Raw genomic sequence first — 13,564 nt, 5'->3', positions numbered from 1 at the left:
GTCGAATTGAAGTAAAAAAAGTTTCAAGGCATTGGCAGCCCTGAAACTTTTTATCGTTAGTGAATTGACCTAATTATACTGCTAATTGTTGTCCTACAGAAATAGCATCACTGGTTAGCCCATTATTTTCCATCAATTGATCCACTGTAATCCCATATGCACTGGCAATGTCCCATAAAGTATCACCGGAAACAACTGTATATACTTCACCGCTAGTAGAAGCAGTCGCCGTCGCGGTGGTTTCTGTCGCTGTAGTTTCGGTACTTTCATAAGAGGTTTCTTCGTATGAAACATCACTAGTGGTAGTTTGGCTCGTGGCTGTTGTGGGTTGACTCCAGCTTGGTGTGTCGTATTGTGTCAAATTATATGCCGAGATCAAATAGTTTAGTTTGCCAGCATAGCCAGGATCTGTCGCATAACGACCAGTTAAATAGGCCGTAGCATCTAGATAGCTAGTGGTATTGCTTTTCCATGTCCCAGAGTAATGGGAGACCCCTGTCGCAAAGCTTGTGCCTCGCAAAACATCGGCATGGTCTTGCATGGACTCCCAGTAAGAGTTGTATTGACGGAAGGGCTCGTTCATCGTCACCCATTGGCCGTTGAGATATTCTAAAGTTGGCATGTAAACCGCTTGACCATTGTAAGTTCCTTTGACCCCAAACAAATTATAATACGGTGCCTGAGATAAGCCTGAGCCACCATTGCCACTTTCCAACAAAGCTTGGGCAATCATCACAGATGCGTATAAATCATTCGCATCAGCAATCTGGCTGGCAACTGGTCCAATTTGCGCGATAAGGTTTTGGGCAGCACTTGGTTGTTGGTAGTTGTATTCACTGGCTTCTGCTTGTTGACCAGGGATAACGCCACCTAAGACTGGTACGACTGCGACACTAGTACCCACCACTGTCACTGCTTTTTTCGCAAGTGCTTGTTTTTCAGCTTTTCTTGCGTTGCGTCGTTCAATCCGTGTCTGATAACTTTTCATGGGTTCCTCCTGTTTTCAGCTCCAGTTTTTTTAGAGCCTTTTGAATAACGTCATTTATTCATGCTTTCATTATTATACGTATCTCGCAGGAAAAGAACAAGTGAAAGCCCTCGCTCGGCTTATTTTTTCTGACTATTCGACTAAGACAAAATAAAGAAGCCCCGCTGTTTAAAGCAATTGGGCTTCTTTATTAAAGCGACGTTTAATTAAAGACTTTTAAAAGTTTTTACGACATTTTCGACTGTGAAGCCAAACTCTGCTAAAACTTTGTCTCCAGGAGCGGAGGCACCAAAGTGATCAATCGCGATGATTTTTCCAGCATCGCCTACATATTTTTCCCAACCAAAGGAGGCACCAGCTTCGATAGCTACCCGCTTGGTTACAGCTTTAGGCAAGACAGATTCGATATATTCTGGCGATTGCGCTTGGAATAAGTCGAAGCTTGGAATAGAAACCACGGCTACATCGATTCCCTCTTCAGCCAACGCTTGTTGTGCTTGGTAAGCTAGACCGACTTCAGAACCCGTCGCAATTAGAATCCCTGCGGCCGTCTCTTTTGCTGGAGACAAGACATACCCACCTTTAGCCACATTTTCATCCGCATCGGTTGCCGTATTCGGTAAGACTGGCAAGTTTTGACGACTTAAGACCAAGACAGTTGGTGTCTTCTGAGAGTTCATAGCTACTTTCCAAGCGGCACGGGTTTCATTTCCATCAGCTGGACGGATCACGTGCACATTTGGCATACAACGAAGGCTCGCCAATTGCTCGATTGGTTCGTGGGTTGGTCCATCTTCACCGACAGCCACAGAATCATGAGTCAAAACGTAAGTCACAGGGATATTTTGGATAGCTGATAGACGGACAGCTGGACGCAAATAGTCAGTAAACACGAAGAAAGTTCCGCCATAAACATGAGTTCCACCATGAAGTTGGATACCGTTCATCGCTGCTGCCATGGCGAATTCTCGCACACCAAACCAAATATTACGACCATCGTAATTTCCTGGTTCAAAGGCTTTCTCGTCGGCTACCATCGTATTGTTAGAAGAAGATAAATCTGCCGAACCACCCCAGAAACTTGGAACCGCCTTGGAAATTGCTTGAATCATTTCCTTGCTAGAAACCCGACTAGCCTGACTTGAACCTTCTTCATAAACTGGTAAAGCTTCATCCCAGTTTTCAGGCAACTTGTTAGCAAATGCGTCTTTTAACTCGTTAGCCAGCTCTGGGTATTCTTTGCTATAATGAGCAAACATATCTTCCCAAGCTGCTTCTTCTTTTGAACCACGATCAATAATGGCTTCTTTAAAACGAGCAGCCGCTTCTTCTGGAACTGTAAACTCTGGGTAATCCCAGCCATATGCTTTTTTCGCAATTTCCAAACCTTCTGCGCCTAGTGGAGCCCCATGAACCTTATTGGTACCTTCATTTGGTGCACCAAACCCGATGATGGTCTTCACTTCAATCAAGCTTGGTTTGTCGGTTTCAGCTTTAGCTTCCTCGATAGCTTTGGAGATAGCTTCTAAGTCGTTACCATCTTCTACCAAAATATGTTGCCATCCGTATGCTTCAAAACGTTGACCAACATTTTCTGTAAAGGACATGGAAGTCGGACCATCTAAAGAAATATCATTTGAATCATACAACACGACTAATTTATTTAATTTCATATGACCGGCCATGGAACACGCTTCTTGAGAAACACCTTCCATTAAGTCGCCATCACCACACAAAGCAAACGTGTAGTGATCCATCACTGGAAACTCAGGACGATTGTATTTTGCTGCCAAATGAGCTTCAGACATTGCCATCCCTACAGCCATAGCAATCCCTTGTCCTAAAGGTCCTGTTGTTGCTTCAACGCCATCGGTATGATCTACTTCTGGGTGTCCAGGGGTTTTACTGCCCCATTGGCGGAAGCCTTTCAAATCATCGATGGTTACTTGATAGCCAGCACAATGTAACAAACTGTACAGCAAAGCAGAACCATGGCCTGCTGATAACACAAAACGATCCCGATCGACCCAATTACGAGAAGTTAGCGGGTTGATTTTCAAATGACGTGTCCACAATGCGTAAGCCATTGGTGCTGCCCCCATTGGTAAGCCAGGGTGGCCTGAATTGGCTTTTTGAATTGCTTCAATACTTAGTGTACGCAGGGTATTGACCCCCAGCTGGTCGACTTTATCAAACAATACGAAATCCTCCTGTATCTTTATTTAGGTATATTATACCTTTATTTTTTTGTTTTGCAAAGAAGGAATCTAAGCCTTCTTAAAAAGCTATTTGCGATCATGGAGACCTTTTTCTTTTTGAATTTGCTTGAGCTTCTCCGGTGTCACATCGTTGCCTTCAGGATCTACTACTTTCATACCTTCAATATGGTGGCGCATCCCTGAGCGGAAAGCTTCTAAGTACTCCTGTCGTAGAAGAATCTGTTCTTTTTCTTCAGCAGCGGTTAACGTGCCACTCTTTTTTTTGCGACCCAATTCGTTGATTCGTGCCATTTTTTCTGCTGACAGCATTGGCTTGCCTCCTTACCATTGTGAAATGGATTCAATACGATTCCAAATGAAACGAAGGATTGTTAATCGCCTCGATTCCCCGTTTCACCTCCTCTATCATAAACTAAAGCCGGCAAAAATTACAGTACAAATTCACCAATCAAATGGCTAAGAAACCTTCTCCCCTCATTAAAGTTGCCAAATTTTTGCCAAGGGAACAACTAGCGAACAAATTTCGCCAACAAGCGAACATTTGTTTGATTTCGCTTTTTACGTATGGTACACTTAGCATAGTAAAGAAAGTAGGTGTAATCATGGCGAAACGAACAGACTCCCGCCAAGAGGAGATCTTGCGCTTCATACATGAACGAGTCACAGAAAAAGGCTATCCCCCAACCGTACGAGAAATCGGTGAAGCTGTCCACCTGTCTTCCACTTCTACCGTCCATGGGCACCTTTCCCGACTCGAAAAAAAAGGACTACTCCAACGAGATCCAACTAAACCCCGAGCGATTGAATTAACGCAAGCCGGGTTGGACTTAATTGGCATCAAATCTGAAAATATGCCTGTGCTAGGTGTGGTCACTGCTGGTGAGCCAATCCTCGCCGTGGAAGAAGCTTCTGACTTTTTCCCCATTCCACCAAATTTGAGTAACGATATTGGTAGTCTGTTTATGTTGACTATTCGTGGTGAAAGCATGATCAATATCGGTATTTTAGATGGTGACCAAGTCATCGTACGACAACAACGGGATGCCCAAAATGGGGATGTCGTCATTGCCATGACCGATGAAAATGAAGCTACTTGCAAACGATTTTTCCGTGAATCTGACCATGTCCGTTTGCAACCTGAAAATGATTTTATGGATCCCATCATTTTGCCAAACGTGACGATTTTAGGCCAAGTAGTTGGTCTTTACCGCAGCCACGTTGGTTGATTTCTAGGAGATCTTCAACTTTTTGCTTGAAGATTTCTTTTTTTGCTTTACAAACCGAACAAACATTCGTATAATAACTATACAAACATTTGTTCGTATAACTTAGATGAGGTGAAGAAAATGAATGGAATTCGAAATGTTGCTTTAGTGGGATTAGGATTAGTCATTAGCTATGTGGTGGTCACATATGGAGTCGAGCTGGCAGCCATGATTTTTGTTCCCCTCTTCTTCTTATGGTTTACCTTGTGGGATGATAAACAGATTCGCCAAGCCCAACGCCGTCAGAGCCGCCAATCTGTCAGCTATCCTAGTCACAAGTAAATTGATAAATAGAAACAGGAACAAATAGGAGCTGTTGCCAGTTAAAGGCAAGAGCTCCTATTCGTTTGGCTATTATCAGATGAACTTGGTAAAATCGGAAAACAAAATGAGCACATTTCCGGAGATTTTCTCGGATAGTGGCAAACTTTGTTTTAGTGAAATGTATGTGCTTTTGTATTTAAGACTAGCAGGCTCTTCTTTAAAGTTCATGAAGTCATGTCCAGCACACAACAACATGACAGAAAAAGCGTGTTTTTAAGTTTTAATCTATTCGTTTTCAAAGCAATAAAAAAGGTACTGCAACCAAAATTGTCAGTACCTTTTATCATTAGTAATCCATCAAGGTTAAGATTTCGTAATTGGCAATTTTATCACGGCCATGCAAGTCTTTTAGCTCGATTAAGAAGGCACAACCGACAACGATACCCCCCAGTTTTTCAACTAGATCAATGGTCGCTTTGACGGTACCACCAGTAGCCAATAAATCATCACAAACCAAGACTCGTTGTCCCGGTTTGATGGCATCGGCATGTAAGGTCAAGGTATCTGTGCCATATTCCAACTCATAGGATACTGAGATGGTTTCTCGTGGCAACTTCCCTGGTTTGCGGACTGGCGCAAAACCGACTCCCAATTCATACGCCACAGGACAGCCCACGATAAAACCTCGTGCTTCCGGCCCCACTACCATATCAATACTTTTTTCTGCTGCATAATCCACGATTTGCTTTGTAGCTTCCCGGTAGGCCTCACCATTGGCCATGAGCGGGGAAATGTCGCGGAAGACAATCCCTTTTTGTGGGTAATCAGCAATGCTTGCGACATAATCTCTTAAATCCATCTTGTTTCCTCCTATGATGTGTGAAAAACAGTCTTCGCTATAAGTTACTGTGTTTGAAAGTCATCTGATGAATCCCTTTCTATAATCAAAGGAATCCTCCCTATCAGCAAACCTAGTTCGTCAACCAAGCCTTTAATGTGCCAAGATCTGACAACAATAAAAATTCTTCACTTTTTATCTTTTTCAAGCGAGATGCATATAATTTGCTGGATTCCAATGCTTTTTTCTCAGCAGTGGGCTCTCGTTGCAAAACACCATCGCTTATTGTAACAAATTTCAGATCAAAAAACACCTGAATCATGAAAATCAATAATTTTGGTGGTAAATGTAAATATCCCGCGATTTCTGGTAATTTGTTGCGAATATCTAAGCGGGGTTGTGCCGCAATTAGTTTAAAAAGACGAGCGTATTGCTCCCGAGTCCCAATCCCATCTAAATACGCATCATCATGCGCTTCTAAGACGAACATCACCCGATTGATTTGTGCTTGCTGCAGGACCTCTTTAATCAAGGTAGGATCTTCTGGACAATCGAGAAAGGCAATTTCCTGATAATTATCCGCAGTCAAGGTTTGCTGCAACTGTTCCGCTCCACGATAGCGATAAATACTTTCGCCAAACTGACTATCTAACGACCGACTCAAACGATTGAAGGCCAACAACAAGGTTGCCTTTGTAGGATTAAAGAGCCGGACATTTTTTTTGCCTCGGAAATCAAATAACTGTAGGCCGGTGACTTGGAAATCCACTAGCTGCATCTGCGGTTTTTTGACCCCGTTCCATTCATTGATGGCAAATTCCCCTACCAGGGTGAAGGCTTCACCCTTAAATTCCTCTATTTCAGAGCCAAAGTCAAAGCCTATGACATCCAAAGCATCTGCTGATGAATCATCGACTACCGCCATCTTCAAGTGTTGCTGATTGGCGCCTATTTGTCGTAAAACAGTCGTTCCTGTCGCTTTCAAAGCAAAGCGAGGCAAGGGATTATCCGTTCCAAATGGCGCTAACACAGCGAGGCTTTCAATAAACGGTAAGGTAATATCAGTGACTTTTACCTCACCATCAATAAGCAATTCCTCACCAGTCGTCAAATCTAGCTTCTGCTCATCGAGATAGTCAACCATGCGCTGTTTTAACTCAGCCAAATTTTCTTGAGGCAAACTCAACCCAACCGCCGCATGGTGTCCACCAAAACTTGTAAATAAATCCCGCATGCCATCTAACATCTGGTAAAGATTCAAGGCTTCAATACTACGACCAGAGCCTTTACAAATTCCATCTTCTTTAATCGTCAAAACAATGGCTGGCTTTCCGGTACTCCGAAGAATTCGTCCCGCTACAATCCCCAATACCCCCTCATGCCAATTGTGACCAGCGACTAGGTGGATTGGACTATTGGGATCCAGCATCCCCATAACTTCCTCAGTGATGGCTGCAACTAAAGCTTTGCGCTCTTCGTTGATCGTATTTAAACTACCGGCCAACTGGCGAGCTTCCTCTTCATCAAAAGTAGTCAGTAAAGTCACGGCCGGATTGGGATCTCCTAATCGACCAACGGCATTTAGACGAGGGCTGATTGCAAAACCGATCATCGTTTCATCGACATCGGTAATTTTACTTTGGGCTGCTCGAAACAGCTCTTGTAGACCGATGCGCTCCGTCTGTTTGATCATTTGAAGACCAATCGATACCATGACGCGATTTTCATCGGTCAAAGAAACCATGTCTGCAATCGTTCCAATAGCTGCTAAATCCATAAACTCTAGTGGCACCTCATCTAGTAAGGCACAAGCAACTTTGAACGCAACCCCGACGCCTGCCAAATCTCCAAACGGATACTGCCCTTTTGGATGGCGAGGATGAATAATGCCATACGCATTTGGTAATTCTGCTGGCAACTCGTGGTGGTCTGTGACGATGACATCCACCCCTTGGCTATTGGCAAAATCGATTGCTGCATGTCCGGAAACACCATTGTCTACCGTGACAATCAGCTGGATTCCACTTTCAATCTGTTGGTGATAGACATCCAGATTAGGGCCATAGCCATCAGTGAAGCGATTCGGTAAGTAAACGGTAACGTCAGCCCCCATCAATTCTAGCGCTTCTTTCATCACCGTCGAACTGGTAATACCGTCCGCATCGTAATCACCATAGACTAAAATCCGTTCCCCGTCTGCAATCGCTTGTTGGAGACGAACCACGACTTTATCCATATCGTAAAATAAAAAAGGATCATAAAGATCAGTTAATTGTGGATTCAAAAAAAGTTCTAGCGCTTCCGGTTCCCGAATATTTCGCTGCCATAAAAGCTTAGCAATCGCTTCAGATAAGCCACGTTCCTGGATTAACTTACGAAACTCGTCAGTCAAGACGGGGCTCTCCGGAAACTTCCATTGATTTTTTGCCTGATGCACGAAAATCACTCCCAACTGTATGATTATAGCAAAGGCAAGAAAATCTGAAAAGAAACAAAGTGGAAAATCTTTGTTTGCTAGGTAAATTTAAGTAAAAACACAGGTTCACCAACTTTTACTAGAACTTTTTGTCTAGAAGACGCAAGCAATAGTAGCTGATGAACCTGTGTTTAAGCCAGTTAGCCAAAAATGCCGGATTATTTTTTATTGAAGAGACCACCCGCTAAGAAATCACCAATCTGAGGGAACAAGGTGTAAAAACGAGCAGCGACTTCCAGATAACCAGGAGCGTTGATTTCCCGCTTCGGCCATTCCATACTACGAACGATTCGTTCTGCTAGTTTCACCGGATCAAGCACATGATTTCCCATGGCATCTAAATAATTGCCAGATGGATCCGCCTTGTCGAAAAATTCCGTAGCCACCGGTCCAGGATTGACGGTCGTCACCTGGATACCAGCCGGTTTTAATTCCAAACGTAAGGCATTGGAAAACCCTAAAACCGCAAATTTGGTTGCCGAGTAAATAGTTGATTTCGGAGTTGCCATCTTCCCAGCCATCGAAGCAACATTGATAATCTGTCCAGAACGTTTTTGTGCCAACATATCGATGACGATCCGCTGGGTAAGCACCATCATCCCTAATAAGTTCACTTCAAACATTTTATAAACATCCGTCATCTGAAAGTCAACGAAATTTTCGAAAATACCAAATCCAGCATTGTTCACTAAAATATCGACTGGCCCGACCTCAGTGGCAACTTTATCTAAGAGGCTAGCAACACTAGTGGGATCAGCAATATCCAGTTGAAAAGCAAACGCTGGTTTCCCACTGAGCTGTGCGCAAGTTTCTTTTACTTGCCCAATGAGGTTGATGCGCCGGGCACAGGTGACGACGATGGCCCCTTTTTTGGCAGCAGCATAGCAAATCTGCTCCCCTAGGCCGGCTGAACCACCTGTCACCAATACGACTTTATTCGTCAAATCCATTGCTCTCACTCTTTTCCTGCATTTTTTTGCTAAAATCAGCATCATCAGCTGAAAGGAACGTCAATAATGTCAAAATCTTTCACAATACGCGTATTCGCAAACACTTCTTGGGCTTCTTTTTCTAACTGCAATACATCTTTGGCTAAATAGCGAGCGGAAATATGGGTTAACAACAGTTGGTTGACCCCCGCTTCTTTGGCCACGGCAGCTGCTTGTTGTGTCGTGGAATGAAAATAGGCTTTTGCCATCTTGGTTTCATCTTTATTGAAGGTGCTTTCGTGAACCAACACATCGGCGTTTGCAGCCAGCCGCACCGAAGCTGGTGTATAACGAGTATCACCTAAAATCGTAACGACCCGTCCTTTGCGTTTTTCCCCAACGAAATCTCGCCCCTGAATCACCCGTCCGTCAGACAAAGTAACCGCCAATCCTTGTTTTAGCTTGCCATAAAGCGGGCCAGGCTTGATTCCTAGAGCTTGTAGTTTCGCTACTTGCAACTCTCCTTCATGATCGGCTTCAACAACCCGATAGCCGAAACTGTCGACACCATGATCCAATTTTTCACAATAGACGCTAGCTTGTTGATCCTCAAAAACCAGCCCATCAGACACTTCATGGTAGTGAATAGTATAAGACAAGCGGGTTTGGGAAATCCGTAAAGCCGTCTGGACAAACTCCCGCACACCTTTCGGACCATAAATCGCTAATGGTTCGGTTCCTCCTTGAAAGGAACGACTGGATAATAGTCCCGGTAGACCAAAAAGATGATCGCCGTGTAAATGGGTAATAAAAATTTTCTCAATTTTACGGGGACGAATATTGGTACGCAAAATCTGCATTTGCGTACCTTCCCCACAATCAAATAGCCAAATGCCATTACGCTCGTCTAATAGTTTTAAAGCAATACTGGTGACGTTGCGATGCTTCGCGGGCACCCCAGCACCAGTTCCTAAAAATTCGATTTCCATATCTATTGTTACTCCTGACTTTCTGTGCTAAAGAGGGTTAGTCCCTGATTTCCATCACTTTCCCTGATATTTCAATGCGTGTCACGAGAAAATACTTAGAAATAAGGACACACCATTTTTCCAGTATAGCATTATTAAAGGGGAAATGTCAGGCTTTTCCATTATCTGTTGAGTTTTGCGAGTCAGTCTCTTCATCCGTGGCGTGCTGATCTTGCCACGCTTCTTGAGCTTTGCTTTTGGTATCTTCTTCCACTTGTTTCGCCTTGGCAATCTCAGCCTCTACCTCGTCATAATCAAAGCGGGAAATACCTCCCCGCAATTGATTGATGATGATTTCATTGATTGGACGATTGTCCTCTTCTTCAGCAATCAAAATCAACCCTGTTTGGCCAGCACGAATATCACTGACCAGAAATTCAAAAATATTGCGGGCATTTTTGATTTCTTTCGCGTCTTGGGTCGCCCCAATCATACTGCCGCCAACCCAACCTAATAACATCGTTAAAGGCCCCATTAAAATCCCTACCAACATGCCGATTAGACCACCAGTTGAGGTTTTATTGCTGCCGGTGAAATCGATGAAATCTTCCACTTTAAATTTGTGTTGACCATCATCAGAATGGGTCACCACAGCCATTTGTTCCCCTCGTAGCTTTCCTTGAGCAACTAGTTGTTTCAACTGAGAAAATCCTTGATACGCTTGTGATTCCACTTCAAAATTCATGACGATTACTCGTTTTGTCATCCTGCATTCCTCCTGTTTTAAAAACTAACTTGCTAAAATCTTCCTGTTACTAGCATTTTAGCAAGTTTTGGATCAGATTAAAAAGATTCCTACTCTGTAAATAAGAAAAGTTAGCAAAAAACAGGCTGGTCCAGGGACTAAAGGTTTTCTTGAATAATTGCTTGAACCTGATTTGCCCTTGCCTACTTGTCTTTCGCTACTTTTCATCTCTAAATTTCAACGGATCGTGAACCAGTAGCCCTCAAAAAAAGAACCTCCTACGATCAAAGTAGGAAGTTCAATTTGAAAGTTACTAACAATTACTCAACAAACTCAAATTCAAATTTACCGATTCGGACGATATCACCGTCTTTGGCACCGCGAGCTCGCAACGCTTCATCCACGCCCATGCCTCGTAATTGACGAGCAAATCGCATCACCGTTTCATCATGATCGAAATTGGTCATTTGGAAGAGTTTTTCAATCTTCGGTCCGCTTAAGACCCAAGTCGCATCTGGTTCCCGGTCAATCGTAAATTCTGGTTCATCAGAAGTAAAGCCATAGAAAACAGCCTCTTCTTCTTTCGGTTCATCTTCATACAGCGGAAATTCTGGTGTCGTTTCCAGTAGATCAGCAGTCGCATTTAGGAGACTGTCCAAGCCTTTCCGAGTAACTGCAGAAATGCCAAAAATCGGAATATCCTCTGCAAATTCATCGGTTTTCTCTTTGGCTAGCTCGGCTTTAAAACGAGCAAGGTTTTCCTCAGCATCGGGCATATCCATCTTGTTGGCAACAATAATCTGTGGCCGTTCCAACAAACGCAAATTGTGTTCCCCTAGTTCTTTGTTGATGGCAAGATAATCCTCATAAGGATCCCGACCTTCCATCCCACTCATATCGATGACATGCAAAATGACACGGGTTCGTTCAATATGACGCAAAAACTGTGTACCTAATCCGACACCTTGAGAGGCACCTTCAATCAAGCCAGGTAAGTCAGCCACAACAAAACTGCGGTGATCGGTGGTTGTTACCATTCCTAGGTTGGGCACTAGAGTCGTAAAGTGGTAGGCTCCAATCTTAGGTCGGGCGGCAGAAATCACTGAAAGTAAGGTGGATTTCCCTACTGAAGGAAAGCCAACTAAACCGACATCTGCCAACACCTTCAACTCTAATTCAATGCGCCGTTCTTGTCCTGGTTCGCCATTTTCAGCAATTTCTGGTGCTGGGTTCCGCGGAGAAGCAAAGCGAATATTGCCGCGACCGCCACGACCGCCTTTTGCTACGACTAAGGTCTGGCCATTTTCGACCAAATCTCCTAGCAAAACGCCCGTTTCAGCATCCCGTACAGTCGTCCCAGGTGGCACTTTAACAAACGTATCCTCTGAACCCCGGCCATGCATGCCTTTACTCATCCCATTTTCGCCAGCTTGCGCACGAAAATGTCGATTGTAGCGGAAATCCATCAAGGTCCGTAACCCTTCTTCAACCATTAAAACAACATCGCCACCGCGACCACCGTCACCACCGGCAGGACCGCCGTCTGGTACATATTTTTCCCGTCGGAAGGCTACCATGCCATCGCCGCCTTTTCCGGCTTTGACATCAATGGTTACCTGATCTAAAAACATGGACATCATTTGTCCTCCATTTCTTTTCACAAAACTATAGCAAAACGTCTTTCTTATTGTAACGGTGAAAATAAGGTTTGTCCATTCCCAAGAAGGGGGTTAACACTTAAAAAAAGATTATTTTCACTTCATTTTCATGTTATTTTTGATTTTTTAGGGCACGCCAAGCCAGCAAGACCCTTTTCACAGAGGCTTGTTATCCTGCTCAGCTGACAATTGCCTTTGCAGTTTTTCTTCATCGGTTAGTTCCATATGGATGAAATTCACCAGACGATCCCAGCTTAAAGCTAGTTGTTGCTCCACTTCGGTAAACCCTGCAGTGTCGTAAGCACGAATAGCTCGTTGATTAAAATCCGCCACTCGTAACCAAATCTTTCCTCCATGTCGTAACTGACTTCGAGCGAAAGCCACCCCCAACGCTGTAAAAAGCGCCCCTTGATGTTTGCCACATTCCTCTGGGCGCATCCCCAGCCCTAACTCAAGACTCTGGCCGTTAATTTTATAACTAAAAATACCAAAATAGCTGCCCTCGCGATAAACAGCATAGAAATCTGCTCCACTAGTCGGATCTAGGATGGCAGTCAAGCATTCGCTGAAACTAGCTACAGGTGTATTGTAAAAATCATAGGGTTCAGCATAGGACCAGCGCAGATATTCCTCGGCTTCCTGCTGGTCCATCGGTTTAATCTGTAACATTTTCTGTCTCCTTTGAAATAATCTGTTTTAGTCACATTGTGTGGCAAAAGGCTGTTTATGGGAAGCAAACGCCCTCGATTAGGATACGCCTGTTTTACCATGTCATTGACTGCGATTCACAGTTTGGCACAAACCTTGGATCCAGCTCTTTCTTCCACTAATAGATAGTAGTTCCCCTTGGATTAAAAACGACACTACGACTAGCCACTTTGGGTGTAGCATCGTCTTCATCTACTTCCATAAAGGCTTCGGGAAGCGCCGTCATAAGCGTGAATAACTCTTTGGTCGTTGCTGATAATTTCTGATAAGACTCTTGAGCTAAACCATCTTTCCCAGATTTTTCCTGTCTAAGCAATTTCTTAAAAACGAATCAAGCAAGTCAGAATTTGTCCTTCGTTCCTTGTCTTTCTCCGCCTGCTCACAATCCCAGAGCTAGTCTTTATCTACAGTTTACCATAACCACTTCATCAATCGAGTAGGAGATGAGAGATTAATTCCCTCACCGACCTCTCACACCACCGTACGTACGGTTCCGTATACGGCGG

General features: G+C 43.9%; 12 protein-coding genes. 2 read left to right on the top strand and 10 right to left on the bottom strand.

Annotated features, from left to right (window positions below; all coding sequences use genetic code 11):
• Positions 1 to 73: 73 nt before the first annotated feature.
• From ACO03U_RS08200 to ACO03U_RS08190, 3 genes are all read right to left on the bottom strand, one after another.
• The gene (locus ACO03U_RS08200; protein ID WP_161870439.1) at positions 74 to 988 is read right to left on the bottom strand and encodes a glucosaminidase domain-containing protein; all 915 of its coding nucleotides are present in this window, start codon (positions 986 to 988) and stop codon (positions 74 to 76) included.
• A gap of 206 nt (positions 989 to 1,194) precedes the next feature.
• Positions 1,195 to 3,186: a transketolase gene (gene tkt, locus ACO03U_RS08195; RefSeq protein WP_204686874.1), complete on the bottom strand. Its 1,992-nt coding sequence runs from the start codon at positions 3,184 to 3,186 to the stop codon at positions 1,195 to 1,197.
• Between the two features lie 87 nt (positions 3,187 to 3,273).
• Positions 3,274 to 3,516, bottom strand: coding sequence for a DUF896 family protein (locus ACO03U_RS08190; protein ID WP_161870441.1), 243 nt, complete (start codon positions 3,514 to 3,516; stop codon positions 3,274 to 3,276).
• A gap of 293 nt (positions 3,517 to 3,809) precedes the next feature.
• Between ACO03U_RS08190 and lexA the strand changes: the two genes are divergently transcribed.
• Entirely contained in the window at positions 3,810 to 4,433 is a 624-nt protein-coding gene (gene lexA, locus ACO03U_RS08185) for a transcriptional repressor LexA (protein WP_161870442.1), read from the top strand.
• Positions 4,434 to 4,553: 120 nt separating this feature from the next.
• Positions 4,554 to 4,754, top strand: a complete 201-nt coding sequence (locus ACO03U_RS08180) for a hypothetical protein (protein ID WP_161870443.1) — start codon at positions 4,554 to 4,556, stop codon at positions 4,752 to 4,754.
• A gap of 328 nt (positions 4,755 to 5,082) precedes the next feature.
• On the opposite strand, the gene ACO03U_RS08175 is transcribed toward ACO03U_RS08180, so the two are convergent.
• The 7 genes from ACO03U_RS08175 to ACO03U_RS08145 all read right to left on the bottom strand — a co-directional run bounded on the left by ACO03U_RS08175 (position 5,083) and on the right by ACO03U_RS08145 (position 13,019).
• Positions 5,083 to 5,595, bottom strand: coding sequence for an adenine phosphoribosyltransferase (locus tag ACO03U_RS08175; protein WP_161870444.1), 513 nt, complete (start codon positions 5,593 to 5,595; stop codon positions 5,083 to 5,085).
• 112 nt (positions 5,596 to 5,707) lie between these two features.
• Positions 5,708 to 8,011: a single-stranded-DNA-specific exonuclease RecJ gene (recJ, locus tag ACO03U_RS08170; protein WP_204686873.1), complete on the bottom strand. Its 2,304-nt coding sequence runs from the start codon at positions 8,009 to 8,011 to the stop codon at positions 5,708 to 5,710.
• A 197-nt stretch (positions 8,012 to 8,208) separates the two neighbouring features.
• On the bottom strand, positions 8,209 to 9,000 hold the full coding sequence (locus tag ACO03U_RS08165; protein ID WP_204686872.1) for an SDR family NAD(P)-dependent oxidoreductase: 792 nt from the start codon (positions 8,998 to 9,000) through the stop codon (positions 8,209 to 8,211).
• Positions 9,001 to 9,044: 44 nt separating this feature from the next.
• Positions 9,045 to 9,968 carry a ribonuclease Z gene (rnz, locus tag ACO03U_RS08160; RefSeq protein WP_161870447.1) on the bottom strand — a complete coding sequence of 308 codons (924 nt, stop codon included), beginning with the start codon at positions 9,966 to 9,968 and terminating at the stop codon, positions 9,045 to 9,047.
• 148 nt (positions 9,969 to 10,116) lie between these two features.
• The gene (locus tag ACO03U_RS08155; RefSeq protein ID WP_161870448.1) at positions 10,117 to 10,713 is read right to left on the bottom strand and encodes a DUF1269 domain-containing protein; all 597 of its coding nucleotides are present in this window, start codon (positions 10,711 to 10,713) and stop codon (positions 10,117 to 10,119) included.
• A 299-nt stretch (positions 10,714 to 11,012) separates the two neighbouring features.
• Complete coding sequence (gene obgE, locus ACO03U_RS08150; RefSeq protein WP_270789458.1) at positions 11,013 to 12,329, bottom strand: GTPase ObgE; 1,317 nt, start codon at positions 12,327 to 12,329, stop codon at positions 11,013 to 11,015.
• A 177-nt stretch (positions 12,330 to 12,506) separates the two neighbouring features.
• Positions 12,507 to 13,019, bottom strand: a complete 513-nt coding sequence (locus ACO03U_RS08145) for a GNAT family N-acetyltransferase (protein WP_204686871.1) — start codon at positions 13,017 to 13,019, stop codon at positions 12,507 to 12,509.
• Positions 13,020 to 13,564: the final 545 nt, after the last annotated feature.

The organism is Enterococcus diestrammenae (genome assembly GCF_049384045.1).
GTDB classification, from domain to species: domain Bacteria; phylum Bacillota; class Bacilli; order Lactobacillales; family Enterococcaceae; genus Enterococcus_C; species Enterococcus_C diestrammenae.
Note: the sequence above shows the minus strand (reverse complement) of the source record. Positions and strands in the feature narration are given on the sequence as shown.